This is a genomic window from Streptomyces bobili, assembly GCF_002154575.1.
Lineage (GTDB): Bacteria > Actinomycetota > Actinomycetes > Streptomycetales > Streptomycetaceae > Streptomyces > Streptomyces bobili.
Map to the genome: position 1 here is coordinate 1 of NZ_MUBA01000414.1, position 16,243 is coordinate 16,243.

9 protein-coding genes and 1 pseudogene are annotated in these 16,243 nt (G+C 72.0%); 4 read left to right on the plus strand and 6 right to left on the minus strand.

Annotated elements, in window-relative coordinates:
* Window positions 1-92 precede the first annotated feature (92 nt).
* From BZL64_RS28370 to BZL64_RS28380, 3 genes are read right to left on the minus strand one after another with little or no spacing between them, the layout of a single operon-like run.
* Window positions 93-1,043 (minus strand): carbohydrate ABC transporter permease, encoded by a 951-nt coding sequence (locus tag BZL64_RS28370; protein ID WP_190047153.1) that lies wholly within the window; start codon window positions 1,041-1,043, stop codon window positions 93-95.
* Complete coding sequence (locus tag BZL64_RS28375; protein ID WP_086772022.1) at window positions 1,040-2,074, minus strand: ABC transporter permease; 1,035 nt, start codon at window positions 2,072-2,074, stop codon at window positions 1,040-1,042. The genes BZL64_RS28370 and BZL64_RS28375 overlap by 4 nt, the downstream gene beginning before the upstream one ends.
* A gap of 26 nt (window positions 2,075-2,100) precedes the next feature.
* On the minus strand, window positions 2,101-3,795 hold the full coding sequence (locus tag BZL64_RS28380; protein WP_086772023.1) for an extracellular solute-binding protein: 1,695 nt from the start codon (window positions 3,793-3,795) through the stop codon (window positions 2,101-2,103).
* Window positions 3,796-4,179: 384 nt separating this feature from the next.
* Between BZL64_RS28380 and BZL64_RS28385 the strand changes: the two genes are divergently transcribed.
* On the plus strand, window positions 4,180-7,029 hold the full coding sequence (locus BZL64_RS28385; RefSeq protein WP_086772024.1) for a glycoside hydrolase family 3 C-terminal domain-containing protein: 2,850 nt from the start codon (window positions 4,180-4,182) through the stop codon (window positions 7,027-7,029).
* A gap of 155 nt (window positions 7,030-7,184) precedes the next feature.
* Here BZL64_RS28385 and BZL64_RS28390 read toward each other — a convergent pair whose 3' ends face one another.
* From BZL64_RS28390 to BZL64_RS28400, 3 genes are all read right to left on the minus strand, one after another.
* Window positions 7,185-8,630: an aldehyde dehydrogenase family protein gene (locus BZL64_RS28390; protein WP_086772025.1), complete on the minus strand. Its 1,446-nt coding sequence runs from the start codon at window positions 8,628-8,630 to the stop codon at window positions 7,185-7,187.
* Between the two features lie 237 nt (window positions 8,631-8,867).
* Entirely contained in the window at window positions 8,868-10,499 is a 1,632-nt protein-coding gene (locus BZL64_RS28395) for a PucR family transcriptional regulator (protein ID WP_086772026.1), read from the minus strand.
* A 140-nt stretch (window positions 10,500-10,639) separates the two neighbouring features.
* Complete coding sequence (locus BZL64_RS28400; protein WP_086772027.1) at window positions 10,640-13,129, minus strand: ATP/GTP-binding protein; 2,490 nt, start codon at window positions 13,127-13,129, stop codon at window positions 10,640-10,642.
* 288 nt (window positions 13,130-13,417) lie between these two features.
* Between BZL64_RS28400 and gabT the strand changes: the two genes are divergently transcribed.
* From gabT to BZL64_RS28415, 3 genes and pseudogenes are all read left to right on the plus strand, one after another.
* Window positions 13,418-14,752 carry a 4-aminobutyrate--2-oxoglutarate transaminase gene (gabT, locus tag BZL64_RS28405; protein ID WP_086772028.1) on the plus strand — a complete coding sequence of 445 codons (1,335 nt, stop codon included), beginning with the start codon at window positions 13,418-13,420 and terminating at the stop codon, window positions 14,750-14,752.
* Between the two features lie 135 nt (window positions 14,753-14,887).
* Window positions 14,888-15,102: pseudogene (locus tag BZL64_RS42235) on the plus strand (phosphatase PAP2 family protein); the annotation flags it as partial.
* Window positions 15,103-15,267: 165 nt separating this feature from the next.
* Window positions 15,268-16,140 (plus strand): alpha/beta fold hydrolase, encoded by an 873-nt coding sequence (locus BZL64_RS28415; protein ID WP_086772029.1) that lies wholly within the window; start codon window positions 15,268-15,270, stop codon window positions 16,138-16,140.
* The last annotated feature ends 103 nt before the right edge of the window (window positions 16,141-16,243 follow it).

The following is a 16,243-nucleotide window of genomic DNA, read 5'->3' on the forward strand; positions in this document are numbered from 1 at the left end:
GTGCCGCCCCAGGCGGCACGCGTGCCCGCGGGCTGGGGGGTGGGGTGGGGGACGCGTGGACGTACCAGCCGCACTCCCGGCGCCTGTGGGCGTCAGCCCTTTACTGCCCCCGTCAGCATCCCCTTCTTGAAGTGTTTCTGGACGAACGGGGAGAGCACGGCCACCGGCAGCAGAGCCATCACCATGACCGCCATCTGCACGGCCAGCGCGGACAGTTGGCCCGTCTTGATGGCCTGGCCCATCCCGACCGGCGCCTCCTGCTTCTGCACGAGCTGGATCATGACGTTCTGGAGCGGCATCATGTCCTGGTCGTTGAGGTACAGCGAGGCGTTGAACCAGGCGCTCCAGTACCCGACGGCGTAGAACAACGTGATCACCGCCAGCACCGCACGCGACAGCGGCATCACGATCTGCCAGAGGATGCGGAAGTCTCCCGCCCCGTCGATCCGCGCGCTGTCGATGAGTTCCTGCGAGATCCCCATGAAGAAGCCGCGCAGGACGAGGATGTTGAAGACGCTGAGCGCGCTCGGGAGGATCAGCGCGAGGTAGGTGTCGGTCAGGCCGAGGGACTGCACCAGCAGGTAGGTCGGGATGAGGCCCGCGCTGAAGAACATCGTCGCGAGCAGGGTCATCAGGATCCAGCGGTGGGCGAGTGATTCCGAGCGGGACAGGCCGTAGGCGCACAGCACGGACACCGTCATGGAGAACGCCGTACCGACGACGGTGATCAGGACGCTGATGACCGCCGCCCGGGTGACCTGGCCGCCGCTGAGGAGTTCCCGGTAGGCGATGAAGTCGATCTCCTTGGGGATCATCACCAGGCCGCCGGCCTGGTCGATGGTCTTCCGTGAGGAGAGACTGGTGACGAGGACGATCCACAGCGGGAAGACGATCGCGAGGCAGGCGAAGCCGAGGGCGATGCCCTTGCCGGCGAGACCCGCCCTGCTGGGCTCCTCCTCCCACACGGGCCGCGGCGGGGCGGCCCAACGGCCCGGTGTGCGCACGCTGTTGTCGGCCACGGGCCGGTCGGTCACGGTGCTCACTTCTTGTACACCCCCTGCTCGCCCATGAGATGGGCCACCTTGTTCGCGATGAGTACGAGGCCGAGGCTGATCACGCCCTTGATCAGGCCGGCGGCGGCCGCGTAGCCGAAGTCCTGGTTGCGGACGCCGTTCCACCACACGAAGGTGTCGAGGACCTCCGAGGCCCCTGGTCCCACCGCGTCGCGTTGCAGCAGGATCTGTTCGAACCCGACGGTGAGGGCGTCGCCGACGCGGAGCACCAGCAGCAGGGCGATGACCGGCCGCAGGGCGGGGAGGGTGACGTGCCACATGCGGCGCCACCGGTTGGCGCCGTCCATCGCGGCGGCCTCGTACAGGTCCGGGTTCACCGAGGCGAGGGCGGCGAGGAAGACGATGATGCCCCAGCCGGCGTCCTTCCAGACGCTCTGCGCGGTGATGAGGTACTTGAAGGTCTCCGGGTCGGTCATGATGTCGATGCCGTCGTACCCGTGCTGCCGCAGCAGCTGCGAGAGGATGCCCGCGCCGCCGAAGAGCTGCTGGAACACGGCGATGACCAGCACCCAGGAGAAGAAGTGCGGCAGGTAGAGGATCGCCTGCGACACCGCCCGCACCCGGGGTCTGACCACACTGTTGATGAGCAGCGCGAGAGCGATCGGGATCGGGAAGTACAGCACGAGCTGGAGGAAGAACAGCACCAGTGTGTTCTGGACCGCCTCCCAGAACGCCGAGTCCTCGAAGAGGCGCTGGAAGTTCTCCAGGCCCACCCAGGGGCTGTGCAGGATGGAGACGACCCCGTTGTCGCTGATGTAGGGGTCGTAGTCCTGGAAGGCGACCACGTTGCCGAGGATCGGCAGGTAGTTGAAGACCAGGATCAGGACGACCGCGGGCAGCGTCATCAGCAGCAGGACGCGGTCGCGCCGGAACCTGGCCCGCAGGCTCAGCCTGCCCGAGGGCCGTCTCCCCCCGGAACCGGTGGCTGCGCCGGACTCCGCCGGAGTCTTGTCCGTCTTCTCGGCCTCGGGCCTGCTCCGAGGCACCGTGCTGTGGGACACGGCCGTTCTCCTCGCCTCGCCGCCGGTCAGCCCGCCGCCGTGCCGTTCTCGTCGAGCAGCTTCTGGTACCAGTCGCGGAGCTGGTCGCCGCCCTTCTTCTTCCAGTCCGAGACGGCCGCCTGCATGTCGCCGATCTTCTTGCGGCCGCGGACGATGTCGTCCTCCAGCTGCTCGAAGTCGTTGGACAGGTTGGTCCAGCGGCTGGGCTCGGTGATCTGCATGCCGTAGAAGGCCGACTTCTTGGTGAAGGCGCCCATCCGCTGCTGCCACTCGACCGCGCCCTTGGTGACGTCGGGAAGGTCGGGGTGGGCGATGGTCGCCGCCGGGCTCGCGATCATCAGGAACGCGTTGGCGACCTCCTGGTTGCCCTTGTCGTTCTTGGTGGGCACCCCGTCCTTGACCGTGTAGTGCGTGCCCTCCACCCCGTAGTTGGTGAGCATGTACTCCTTGGTGCCGTACGGGGCGGCGGTGGCGTTGGCGACGGCCAGCACGTCACGGATAACGGCCTCGGAGGCCTTCTTGTTGACGAAGGCGAAGATGTTGGCGGGCTGGGTGGCGTAGATGACCGGGTCGGCGCCGCCGTGGCTCAAGATGTCCATGCCCCAGATCTGGAACTCGGGGTTCTGGGCGGCCTGCGAGGCCTGCTGCCCCCACCAGCTGGAGATGTCGTTGTTGTAGATGAGGAACTCGCCTGCCGCGAACTTGGTGCTCGGGTCGACGGCCTGGCTCTTGCCCAGCTTGAAGTCGGGGTGCACGTACCCGGCTTCGAACAGCTTGCGCGACCATTCCAGCGCTTCGAGGTAGGCGTCCAGCTCGATGCGGTTGACGAGCTTGCCGTCCTGGACGATCCAGCCGAGGGGCTTCTCGCCGCCGGACGGCACACCGAAGCTGTTGAACGCCGTCCACTTCATGTCGCCGCAGGCCCACACCTTGGCCTTGGCGTTGGTGATCTCCTTGGCCAGCGCCACGAACTCGTCGGTGGTCTTCGGGACCGCGTAGCCCTCCTTGTCGAAGAGGTCCTTGCGGTAGAAGGGCACGATGTTCGCCACATAGGAGGACGGCATCGGCAGGGCGCGCAGCTTGCCGCCGAAGATCGACCGCTGCCAGGCGTCGGTCGGGATCGCCGCGAGGTTCGGGTACTCCTTGACCGCGTCCCCGGAGAGGTACGGGCCGAGGTCGGCGAACTTGCTGAGGATGGCGCTGGGTATCTTGCCGCCCATGTTCCAGCCGGGGACGACCACGACGTCGGGTATGGAGCTGGAGGCGAGCACGGCGCCGAGCTTCTGGTCGTAGGTGTTGCCGTCCTGGTTCTGCCAGACGACGTCGACGCCGGTGAGGTCGTTCATCGCCGTGTAGTAGGCGTTGTCGCCCTTCGGCGGCGATCCCCAGAACGGCGACATGACGGTGACCTCGCCGCCCTTGCCGAGCTTCTTCGGTACCGACGTCTTCAGGCCCGCCGGGTCGAGCTTGTTGTAGAAGCCGACGGCGGAGCCGTTCTTGGACGGGATGTCGGGCGTCACCACGTTGTTGGCGACGAAGGCCGGCAGGATCTTCTTGGCGTCCTTGCCCGAGGTCGTGCCGTCGCGCGAGCCACTCTCCGAACCGCCGCAGGCGGCGAGCAACGGCATCCCTCCGGCCACCGCTGCGGTGGCGACCGCCGTGGAGGCGAGGAAGCTTCTCCGGCTGGGCCCGGAGGAAGCGGAAGCGGCGTTCGGCGTCATTGCGTCAACCCTTCATGGCGCACCAGGACACCCGGCGGTGGGCCGTCGGCTGCGGTGTCTCGAGTGGAACTGGCTGAGCCGAAGCGTCTGCGGTCCCTGATCGTCGGAGGTCTGCCTGCCTGGCGGCGGCGGCTCCACACTGTCGAAGAATCGTCGAAGCGCTTCGATGTTGCTGTGAGGTTAAGTGAAGGCATGGGGGTGCACAAGGGTCGCTCCCAAGATTCCTCGGAGGTGTCCGGGTTGGTCGGCGCTCATGTCCGACTTGAAATGTCGCCCAAGAGTCCCAGTTGGTGCCGTGGGGTCTCTTGACACCCACCCCGGGGTCGAATGAGCATCGAAGCGCTTCGAAAGCGTCTCCCCGCTCCATCGCAAAGGGAACCCCACGTGACCGCATCCACGCCGCCCGCCCCGCCGTTCCGCGATCCGCACCTGCCGTTCGCGAAGCGCATCGACGACCTGCTGTCGCGCCTGACCCTCCAGGAGAAGATCTCCTTCCTGCACCAGTTCGCGCCCGCCGTGGAACGGCTCGGCGTCGAACCGTTCCGCACCGGCCAGGAGGCGCTGCACGGAGTGGCCTGGATGGGCCCGGCGACGGTGTTCCCGCAGGCGGTGGGGCTGGGCGCGACCTGGAACCCGGAGCTGGTGCGGCGGGTCGGCGAGGCGGTGTCCAAGGAGGTCCGGGCGATGCGCGCCCGCGACGAGCGGATCGGCCTCAACGTGTGGTCGCCCACGGTCAACCTGCTGCGCCACCCGCTGTGGGGCCGTAACGAGGAGGGCTACTCGGAGGACCCTCGGCTGACCTCCGCCATCGCCACCGCCTACACGCACGGTCTGCGCGGCGAACACCCGACCTACTGGCGTACGGCCCCGGTCCTCAAGCACTGGCTGGCCCACAACAACGAGACGGGCCGCGACGTCACCTCGTCCTCGGTCCGCCCGCGCGTGCTGCACGAGTACGACCTGCGCGCCTTCCGCGGATGCGTCGAGGCGGGCGCGGTGGCCGGCGTGATGCCGGCGTACAACCTGGTCAACGGGCGTCCCAACCACGTCTCCCCGTATCTGCGCGAGCAGTTGCGGACCTGGACCGAGGAGGACCTGCTGGTCTGCTCGGACGCGGGCGCGCCCTCCAACCTGGTCGACTCCGAGCACTACTTCGACACCCACGAGGAGGCGACGGCGGCCTCCCTGACCGCCGGCGTGGACAGCTTCACCGACCACGGCACGGACGGCTCGGAGATCGTCGCGCGCGTCACGGGGGCGTACGAGCGGGGGCTGCTGGCCGAGGCCGACATCGACGTGGCGGTCCGCCGGCAGCTGTCGGTGCGGTTCCGGCTGGGCGAGTTCGACCCGCACTACGACCCGTACGCGGGCACCGGCGAGTTCGACACCCCGGCCCACCGGGCGCTCGCGCGGGAGGCCGCCGAGCAGGCGGTGGTGCTGCTGCGCAACGACGGGGTGCTGCCGCTGGCCGCGGACGCCCGGATCGCGGTGGTCGGCCTGCTCGCCGACGAGTGCAAGCTCGACTGGTACAGCGGCACCCTGATCCACCGCTCCACTCCGCTTGAGGCGCTGTACGAGCGGTTCGGCGCGGAGCGCGTGGAGTTCGCGGAGGGCGTGGACCGGGTCCTCCTCAGGACCGCCGCCGGAACGTTTCTCAGCGTCCCGCCCGCTCCCGAGGCCACCGACGAGGTGCGCGGTGCCGAGGGCGCCCTGGACCCGGCGCTGCTCGCGGGCCGCACCGACCTCCCGCCGCTCACCACGGACCCCGTCGGCACCGAGTTCGCGCTCGTCGACTGGGGCGGGGAGGTGCTGACCCTGCGCGCCCCCGACGGCCGCTACCTCTCGGTCGCCGAGGACGGGTTCCTGCGCGCCTCGGCGGACCAGCCGGGCGGCTGGGTCGTGCAGGAGACGTTCCGGCTCGAACCCCACGGCGACGGTCACCTCCTGCGTCATCTCGGCACGGGCCGCCACGTCCGTGTCGCCGCCGACGGCGTGAAGGTTGCCGCCGAGGACTCCGCGACGGAGCCCGAGGTGTTCCACCTCGTCGTCACCGAGCGCGGCGAGGAGGCGGTGACGCGGGCGGCTGCCGCGGCGGACGTGGTCGTGGTCCTGGCGGGCAACGATCCGCACATCAACGGCCGCGAGACCGAGGACCGTACGACCCTGCGGCTGCCCGGACAGCAGGAGCGGCTGCTGGAGGCCGCCCGTGCCGCGAATCCGCGCACGGTGCTGGCGCTGGTGTCGGCGTACCCGTACGCGGTCGAGGCGGGCCGGTTGTCCGCGGTGCTGTGGACGGCGCACGGCGGGCAGGCCGGGGGCACCGCCCTGGCCCGGATCCTGGCCGGTGACGTCTCCCCGGCGGGCCGGCTCCCGCAGACCTGGTACGCCGACGACGCGGACCTGCCCGACCTGCTGGACTACGACGTGATCGGCGCCCGCCAGACGTATCTGTACTTCGAGGGCACTCCCCTGTTCCCGTTCGGGCACGGCCTGTCGTACTCCTCGTTCGCGTACGCCGATCTGGCGGTGCGGGTCGGCGAGGCCTCGGTGGGGGTCTCCTTCACCGTGACCAACACCGGGGAGGTGACCGCCGACGAGGTCGCCCAGCTCTACTCGCGGGCGGTGGAACCGTCGGTCACCCGACCCCGGCGCGAGCTGCTGGCCCACCACCGGGTCACGCTGGCGCCCGGCGCCCGGACGGCCCTGTCCTTCGAAGTCCCGCTGTCCGCCTTCGCGTTCTGGGACGTGGCACGGGGCGACTGGCGCCGCGAGCCGGGGCCGTACGACCTGCTGGTGGGCGCGTCCAGCGAGGACGTCCGGCTGCGCACGACGGTGACCCTGGACGGCGAGCGGGCCGCCCCGCGTCCCGTTGCGCGCGACGGGCTGGCCGCCGTCGCCTTCGACGAGCAGAGCGGCACGGAGATCGTGGACCGCACGAAGGTGTCGGGTGACGCGGTGACGCCCGCGGCGGACGGCACGGCCGAACTCCTCTACCGCGCCTGCGACTTCGGCGCCGGCGTCACGGGTGTGAGCGTGGAGGTGGCGGGCGGGGGCACCGTGGAGGTCTCCCTGGCCGACGGCCCGCCGCTCGCGACGCTGACCCTCGGCACCCCCACGGCGGGCCCGTACGCCTACACCACGCTCGACGCCCCCTTCGGCGCCGAGGGCGTGCACGATCTGCGTCTCAGGCTGCGCGGCCCGCTGCGGCTCGCGCTCGTCGGCTTCTCCGGCTGAGGGTCCGGAAAGCGGCCGACGCGAAGAAGGGGCCCGGCACCGGAAGGCATCGGTGCCGGACCCCTTCCGGGACGACGAGCTCGCGTCATGGGCGAGCTTATCTGAAAACGGTTCCCATTAGCTAGAGCGTCTCGGGGCGGCTCTCGGGTTCGGGTTCAGAGGGCGAGACCGGTGAGGACCAGCACGCGCTCGTAGGTGTAGTCGTCCATCGCGAACTTCACGCCCTCGCGGCCCACACCCGACTGCTTCGCCCCGCCGTACGGCATCTGGTCGGCGCGGTAGGAGGGCACGTCGCCGATGATCACGCCGCCGACCTCCAGCGCCCGGTGGGCACGGAAGGCGGTCTGGAGGTCATGGGTGAACACGCCTGCCTGGAGGCCGTACTTGGAGTCGTTGACGGCGGCGAAGGCCTCGGCCTCGCCGTCCACCTTGCGCACGGTGAGGACCGGTCCGAAGACCTCCTCGCGGGAAATGGTGGCACTCGCCGGTACGTCGGTGAGGACGGTCGGCGCGTAGGAGGCACCGTCACGCTTGCCTCCGGCGAGGAGCGTGGCACCCGCGGAGACCGCCTCGTCGACCCACGACTCGACACGCAGCGCCGCGTCCTCGCTGACCAGCGGGCCCACCTCGGTCCGGTCGTCGGACGGGTCACCGGTGACCTGGGCCTCGACGGCCGCGACGATGCGCGGCAGCAGCCGGTCGTACACGGAGGCGTCGGCGATGACCCGCTGCACCGAGATGCAGGACTGACCGCCCTGGTAGTTGGAGAACGTGGCGATGCGGGTCGCGGCCCAGTCGAGGTCCGCGTCGCTCGCGAAGTCGCCGAGGACCACGGCCGCGCCGTTGCCGCCCAGCTCCAGGGTGCAGTGCTTGCGCGGCACCGAGTCCATGATCGCGTAGCCGACCTTCTCGGAGCCGGTGAAGGAGATCACCGGCAGCCGCTCGTCCTGGACGAGGGCGGGCATGCGGTCGTTGGAGACCGGCAGGATGCTCCACGAGCCGGCGGGCAGCTCGGTCTCGGCGAGCAGTTCGCCGATGACCAGCCCGGAGAGCGGGGTGGCCGGGGCCGGCTTCAGGATGATCGGCGCGCCGGCCGCGATCGCCGGGGCGACCTTGTGGGCGCACAGGTTCAGCGGGAAGTTGAACGGCGCGATGCCGAGCACGACGCCCTTCGGGAAGCGCCGGGTCAGGGCGAGCCGGCCCTGACCGCCCGCGTCGGTGTCGAGCCGCTGGGCCTCGCCGCCGTTGAACCGGCGGGCCTCCTCCGCGGCGAACCGGAACACGGACACCGCCCGGCCGACCTCGCCCCGCGCCCACTTGACCGGCTTGCCGTTCTCGGCGGAGATCAGCTGGGCGATCTCCTCGGTGCGCTCGACGAGCCGCTTGCTGACGTGGTCGAGGGCGGCGGCACGGACGTGCGCCGGGGTGGCGGCGAACTCGTCCCGCACGGCGTACGCGGCGGCCACGGCCTCCTCGACCTGCGCGTCGCTCGGCACGCCGACTCGGCCGACGAGACGGCCGTCCCACGGCGAGGTGACGTCGAAGCTGTCCTCGCCGGTGACCTGGCGGCCGGCGAGCCAGAAGGCGTGGGTGGCCCCCACATTCTTTTCCTGGGGCATAGGAGTCCCGGCCCTTCCGCGTAGTGGGTGTGCTGACTGGCTTTTCCCGCTCCACGGTAGGGGTGCGGCGGCGGAGGGGCGCTTGTCCGAGTCGTAGTGGTGGGCCGGAGGCACACGCCGCTTTGGCGAGGTCGACGACGGTCTGGTCCACAGCGGGCCCAAGGCAGCCGCGTCCGGCACCCGGGTCCGGCGCCCTCGGGCATCAGCCCGAGGTGCACGTCAGTCCGGTGCCGTCGCCTTCAGCGCCAGCCACAGCTCCATCCGTACGTCCGGGTCGTCCAGGGAGCGGCCCAGGATCTCCTCGACCCGGCGCATGCGATAGCGCAGGGTGTGCCGGTGCACGCCGAGGTCGGCCGCCGCCGCGTCCCACTGGCCGTGCCGGGAGAGCCAGGCGCGCAGGGAGGCCACGAGATCGCCCCGGCCCGTCGCGTCGTGCTCGTGCAGGGCTCGCAGCAGACCGTCCGCGAAGGCCTTCACCGCGTCGTCCGCGAGGAGCGGCAGCACCGAGCCCGCCGCGAGCTGCTCGTGCTCCACGAGGACCCGGCCCCGGCGCCGTGCCACCGACAGCGCCTGCTCGGCCTGCTTGTACGCCGCCGCCGCGGCGATCGGACCGGCCGGTCCCGACAGGCCGACGATCAGTTCGTCCTCCTCGTCCTCGGCCCCGGACGCGCGCGCGTCCTCCAGCGCCGCCGCGTACGCGGCGACGGCCGTGGCCGCCGCGCCCTCGTCGGCGGCCAGCGCCACCAGCCGCTCGCCCTCGGGCACCACCAGTACCGTCTCCCCGGACCGGGCCGCCGCCGACTCCATGACCTCGGCGAGTGCGCCCACGGGGTCCTCGGCCTGGTCGGCGGTGCCGGGGACGCGCGCGTGCGGGGACGCGTCGGCGTGGCCCCGCGCGGACGCCGGCTCGGCCACCAGCACCCGGAACGGGGCGTCCAGCAGGCCGCCGTACAGCTCGCCGGCGACGGCGCGCGCGTGGTCCGGTTCGCCCGCCAGCAGCATGCGCAGCACCGCCACGCCGATGCGCTGCTCCGCCGCCTGGAGGGAGCGGGAGCGTTCCGTGGTCAGGGTCAGCAGGGCGATCGCCGAGTGGACGGCGTAACGCTCCACCGTGCCCAGGGCCGACGCGGTGCCGACCGCGAGGGCGGCCCGCGGGCGGCGGCCGGTGCCCAGGGAGTGCAGTTCGACGCGGTCGTCGTGGTCGGAGTGCTCGGGCCCGCCGACCACCGCCGAGGCCGGCACCGGACGCTCCCGCAGCCGCTCCACGTCGGCGGTGAGCCGCGCCGCCCGCCGCCCCGCCCACTCCGGCGCGGCGGCGACGACGGCACCCGAGGCGTCGTAGAGCGCGGCCCAGCCGTGGACCTGGGAGGCGAGCGCGGTGAGCAGGCCCTCCGGGCCTTCGGTCAGCGCCTGCCTGGTCAGCTCGCGCTGCGCCGCGAAACCGGCCGTCACCGCCCGGTACTGGTCGGCCGCGATCGCCGCCGACACCTCCTTGCTGATGGCGAGGAACGGCGTACGGCGGGGCACCTCCAGCAGGGGCAGGCCCTCCTCCTCGGCAGCGTCCACGAGGGCCTTCGGGATCTCCTCGTAGTTGACGCCGACGGCGAAGCCGAGCCCCACCACCCCGGCCCCGGCCAGCCGCCGCACATAGCGCCGCATCGCCTCGGGGTCCTCCGCGTCCAGCTTCAGCGCGGTGATCAGCAGCAGCTCCCCGCCCTCCATGTACGGCACGGGGTCGGCGAGTTCGCTGACGTGCGCCCAGCGCACCGGCACGTCCAGGCGGTCCCCGCCCGCCCGCACGGCCAGCTTCAGCGCGGAGTGGTGGACGAGCGAGGCGAGCGTGGGGGGCATGGGACCTTCAGGTCTGAGGCGGGTCTGAGGCGCAGGGCGGAGGGAGACGCACGGGCGATCAGTGGGATGATCTTTTAGCCGCTTCGTATGAAGGGCCTGTGCCGATTCTGCCTCACCGTAGGGGTCGCCCGCGTCCCGCTTCAGCCGCGCAGATCCACCAGCAGCGGTGGCGCATGCTCACCCCTGACGGTGGTCAGGGACAGCACCGCGTGCCCCGGCGGCACCTCGTGCGCCAGCTGGGACGCCGACCACCGCTCCCGCTCCACCTCGCGCACCGTCACCGCGTCCGTGGTGACGGCCCTGCCGGTGACCAGCTTGCGCAGGGCGTGCAGGGCGCGGGTCATCGGCTGGTCGGCGAAGACGGTGTGCTTGGCGACCTCCGTCGTCTCCACCCACTCGGTGCCCCAGGTCTGCGCGAACCGGCTGCCGTCCCAGGTGGTGATCCCGGAGAACGCCATCCGGCAGCCGACGGCCCCGTACAGCGCACCGTGCAGGGACTCCGGGACGTCGGCGACCGTGCGCAGCGACAGCAGCACGCCCGCGTTCTGCGAGCGCAGCCGCTGGATGCGGCGCACCGACCCGGCGGTGACCGCGCCCGTCGCGTCGTCCAGGACCAGGGCGGCGAAGTGGGTGCGCCCCGCGTCCCGTACGACCGTGTGGAACTGGGCGAGGACGAGCCGGGTGATCAGCCGGCCCGCCTCCTCGTGGCCGCGCTCGGGCAGGTCGACCCGCACCCGCAGCGGGTGGTGGGCGACGGAACGAAGGGAGAACGCCCGGTGCGCCGCGCCGCTGTCCGGCCGCCCGCTGTTTCCGCCGATTCCGCCGTTTCCGCCGTTTCCGCCGAAGAAGTCGGCGAAGGCCGGCCGGTTCAGCAGCGCCAGGCGGTCGGCGAGGGCGCGGCCCGGATCGCCGGGCGCACCGGCCTGCCGCACGCGCGCGTCCAGCTCACGGCGCATGACCTCGTCGCCGGCCACCTCCTCGCGCAGCGCGGACAGCGCCGTCGGCTCGCCCTCCAGCAGCTCGCGCAGGACCGGCAGCGGCGGGAAGCGGCCGTGCACGGCCCGGTAGGGGCCGAGGAGCTGGGCGAGGGCGGTGGCCGCGCTCTGCGCGTTCACCGTGTCGAGGTCGCCCACCAGCGCCTCGGCGAGGACGGCGGCGGCCTCGTCGGGGTCGTCGCACTCGGCGTACGGATCGAGGTCGTGCACCGACGAGGGGTCGCCGATCCGGACGATCACGTCGAAGGCGGAGTCGGAGCCGAGCGGGCTCCCGGCGGAGGACACCGCGACGAGCGCGCACGCCCCGGTGAGCGCCTGGAGGGCCAGCGCCTCGGCGACCGGCTCCACCAGCGTGCGCGTCTTGCCCGAGCCGGAGGGCCCGACCGCGAGCAGCGAGGTGCCCAGCACGTCCGGGCCGAGCGCGGCGCCCGCGTCGTGGTAGGCGGCGGGGGCACGTTCGCCGGCCACCCACCGTCCGATCCGGACCTGGTGGGCGAGCAGGTCGTGGCGCCCCGTGCGCCGGGGCAGGTCGCGGGAGCCGGAGGGGTGGGTCCAGGCGGCCCCGGCCTGACGCAGCACGGTCTCCCGGAAGTCGGGCCGGCCGGCCGCCCACGCGTGCGCGACGCGCGCGCAGTCCACGTCGTTCATCCGCCCGGCGGTGACGTCGGCGGTCAGCACGTCGGCGGCCTCGTGCTGACCGGCGTCGCGCAGCTCGGGCCACTCGGCGCGCGGCCGTTCCACGGGGGTCGGCGTACCGGGCTCCGCTGCCGCGCGCCGGGCGGCGAGCCGCTCCTTCAGGTACGGCCACCAGCCGCCGACCAGCGCGAACGGCCACACCACGAGCAGGGTGATCACGGTGTACAGCGAGTTGGTGAACAGCCGGTCGGCGAAGAGTTCGTAGCCGCCGGCGATCAGGGCGACGAGGGAGAACAGCGGGTCGACGACGGGCAGGGCGTCCCAGCCCACCCCCGGGAAGGCGGTCGGGAACACGAAGCTCAGCGCGACCAGGGCGCCCAGCAGCCCGAGCAGCGCCCGCGCGGGCTGCGGCCGGCGGCCGACGAAGTGGCGTACGGCGTCGGGCCAGGCGCCCAGCCGGCCCATGGCGAGTACGAGGAGGGCGAAGAAGACGCCGTCGTAGACCACGCGGGCCTCGGCGCCCTCCATGTTCTTCGGGGAGGCGATCGTGCCGCCCCACCACCAGTCGTCCGGCGTGAACAGCCGCAGTGGCGCGAACTGGTACGGCAGGCCGCCCCGGCGCCACAGCGACCACAGCACCAGCGCCACCACGAACGGGATGAACAGGCCGAGGACGGTGACGGGCGCGAGCCGCTCGGTCGTCCGCGCGGCCTTCGGCAGCCGGTACCCGAACCGCCAGATGCCCGGCTTGGCGGCAGCGGCACGGGGTTCGTTCAGCCAGGCGGCCACCGCGGAGGAGGCGGGGGCGCCCGGTCCGCCGGCATGCGGCACGGACGGCTTGCCGGCCGGCAGCGGCGGTGCGTCGCCCGGCCGGGGCGGCATCGCGGGCGGCGCCGGCACCCCGGGAGGTGTCGTCGCCGGGCGCTCCGGCGGCACCGCCGGGCGCGGCACAGGATTCGCATGCGTACCCCGCGCGTCCTGCGTCCCGTCGCTGTCCATCGCCCTTGCCCCCTGACCAGCCGCTCCGTCCACCATCGCCGAGTCAATCTAACGCCCCCGCAAGGGGAGTTCACCGCTTACGCGGCCGGGTCCCGGTGGCGGACCCCCCGAGCGGCTATGTCCACGACGGACAACCGGCGGCGCCGACAACGCCCACATGGAGCATGCCCGCACCCCGTTCCCCGCCCTAGCCTGCGAGAAAAGAACCTGTGCGTCCGTAAAACGCACCCCGGTATGTACGCCCGGTACGCCGGTACCCCCGGTACGCAAGATCATCAGGGAGCCCCCATGACCGCCATTCCGCAGGAGCGCCGCGTCGTCACCGCCATCCCCGGCCCGAAGTCGCAGGAGCTTCAGGCCCGCCGCGTGGCCGCGGTCGCGCAGGGCGTGGGTTCCGTGCTGCCGGTGTTCACCGCGCGCGCGGGCGGCGGCATCATCGAGGACGTCGACGGCAACCGGCTGATCGACTTCGGCTCCGGCATCGCGGTGACCAGCGTCGGCGCCTCCGCCGAGGCCGTCGTACGCCGGGCCGCCGCGCAGCTCGCCGACTTCACCCACACCTGTTTCATGGTCACCCCCTACGAGGGTTACGTGGAGGTCGCCGAGGCCCTCGCCGAGCTGACCCCCGGCGACCACGCCAAGAAGTCCGCGCTGTTCAACAGCGGTGCCGAGGCCGTCGAGAACGCCGTCAAGATCGCCCGCGCCTACACCAAGCGCCAGGCGGTCGTCGTCTTCGACCACGGCTACCACGGCCGGACGAACCTGACGATGGCTCTGACGTCCAAGAACATGCCGTACAAGAACGGCTTCGGCCCGTTCGCGCCCGAGGTCTACCGGGTGCCGGTGGCCTACGGCTACCGCTGGCCGACCGGGGCCGAGAACGCCGGCCCGGAGGCCGCCGCGCAGGCCATCGACCAGATCTCCAAGCAGGTCGGCGCCGACAACGTGGCCGCGATCATCATCGAGCCGGTGCTCGGCGAGGGCGGCTTCATCGAGCCGGCGAAGGGCTTCCTGCCCGCGATCAGCAAGTTCGCCGCCGACAACGGCATCGTCTTCGTCGCGGACGAGATCCAGTCCGGCTTCTGCCGCACCGGCCAGTGGTTCGCCTGCGAGGACGAGGGCATCGTCCCGGACCTGATCACCACCGCCAAGGGCATCGCGGGCGGCCTGCCGCTGGCCGCCGTCACCGGCCGCGCCGAGATCATGGACGCCGCGCACGCGGGCGGCCTGGGCGGCACCTACGGCGGCAACCCGGTCGCCTGCGCCGGCGCGCTCGGCTCCATCGAGACGATGAAGGAGCTGGACCTCAACGCGAAGGCGAAGGCGATCGAGGCCACGATGAAGGCCCGGCTGACCGCCATGCAGGACAAGTTCGACATCATCGGTGACGTGCGCGGCCGTGGCGCGATGATCGCCATCGAGCTGGTCAAGGACCGTGCGACCAAGGAGCCGAACCCCGAGGCGACCGCCGCGCTCGCCAAGGCCTGCCACCAGGAGGGCCTGCTGATCCTGACCTGTGGCACGTACGGCAACGTGCTGCGCTTCCTGCCGCCGCTGGTCATCGGCGACGACCTGCTGGGCGAGGGTCTCGACATCATCGAGCAGGCTCTCGCCCGCGTCTGAGCGGGACCTGTGCGTCCGGTCCGGGAGCCACGGAATTCCGGGCCGGGCAGAGCGTGTGAAGAAGGTGTGCGGGGTGGATGGGGGGAGGGAGATCCGTCTGTCGTCCCGTGAGTCACTGACGTAGGTTCTTCCCAGATGAGAGATACACCCCGCTCACAGGGGACTGTGGGTGAAACCCGGGCCGGGGCCTCCCCAGCTTCGTCCTGGTCGTGCCTCGCGCACACAATCGGAGCCCTCGGCTTCGGATCTCCTCACCGATCGGACGGTCGCCCGCCCCAAACCCCCCGGGGCGGCGACATTCCGATCCGGACGGCCACTCCGGAACCACCCCCCCTGTTCCGGGGTGGCCGACCTCCTTCTCCTACGCAGACCCATACGCAGGCCACTGACTGCGGACCCCGGTGCACGCTCCGGGGTCTTCTTTTTGGTGGAGTAGCGATACGATACGTCTCGTCTCACCTTTGCTTCTCGGCCGCTCCGAGCCGCGCACGCCATCCGCCCCGCAGGAGGCCCCCATGCACCGCCACGTCGACGCCGCCCCCGGCATCCGCCTCTGGGTGGAGGAGCGCGGTCCCGCCGATGCACCCCCGCTTCTGCTGATCATGGGCGCCCAGGCCAGTGGGGTCGGCTGGCCCGATCCGTTCGTCGACCTCCTCGCCGCCCACCACCGCGTCATCCGCTACGACCACCGCGACACCGGCCGCTCCACCTGGGCGTTCGACGAGCACCCGTACCCGATCACCCAGCTCGCGGCCGACGCCGTGACGATCCTCGACGCCTGCGGTGCCGACCGGGCCCATGTCGTCGGCCTCTCCCTGGGCGGGATGCTCGCCCAGCTCCTGCTCGCCGACCACCCGGACCGGCTGCGCACCGCGACCCTGCTGGGCACCCAGGCGCTCAGCTCCACGCCGTACGTGCGGCCGGACGGGGTGGCGGTGCCCGTCGAGGAGCTGCCCGGGATCGACCCACGAGTGCTGGAGCTGTGGGCCAGGCCCGTGCCACCCGACCTGGAGCTGGAGGCCGAACTCGACCGCAGGGTCGAGCACTGGCGGCTGCTGAGCGGTGACGTCCTTCCCTTCGACGCCGCGTACACCCGTGCCTTCGAGCGCGGGATCATCGAGCACACCGGGCATCACCGCACCAACACCGCCCACGGCCGGGCCGACGTCTCCGGCATGGACCGCACCCGCGGGCTCGCCCGCAACGAGGTGCCCACCCTGGTGATCTCGGCGCCGGCCGAGCCGGTCTTCCCCCCGCCGCACCCGCAGCACCTCGCCCAGGTGATCCGAGGCGCCCGCCTCGTGGAGATCCCCGGCATGGGACACGCCCTGCCGCCCGCGGTGCACGCCCCCCTGGCCGCCGCGATCCTGGAGCACAGCCGTTCCTGACAAGCTGGGGTCCATGTCGACCCGCTCCCACCCGGAGGCCGAGAGTGCCGCCCCGGAGCCACCGGCCCCCGGACGCCCCGCCCGGGGCGTCCGGGGGCCGGTG

Excerpts from the sequence above, each read along its gene's own strand:
- BZL64_RS28380 (WP_086772023.1), bottom strand. The coding sequence starts at position 3,795 with ATGACGCCGAACGCCGCTTCCGCTTCCTCCGGGCCCAGCCGGAGAAGC.
- BZL64_RS28395 (WP_086772026.1), bottom strand. The coding sequence starts at position 10,499 with ATGCCCCCCACGCTCGCCTCGCTCGTCCACCACTCCGCGCTGAAGCTG.
- BZL64_RS28400 (WP_086772027.1), bottom strand. The coding sequence starts at position 13,129 with ATGGACAGCGACGGGACGCAGGACGCGCGGGGTACGCATGCGAATCCT.
- gabT (WP_086772028.1), top strand. The coding sequence starts at position 13,418 with ATGACCGCCATTCCGCAGGAGCGCCGCGTCGTCACCGCCATCCCCGGC.
- BZL64_RS28415 (WP_086772029.1), top strand. The coding sequence starts at position 15,268 with ATGCACCGCCACGTCGACGCCGCCCCCGGCATCCGCCTCTGGGTGGAG.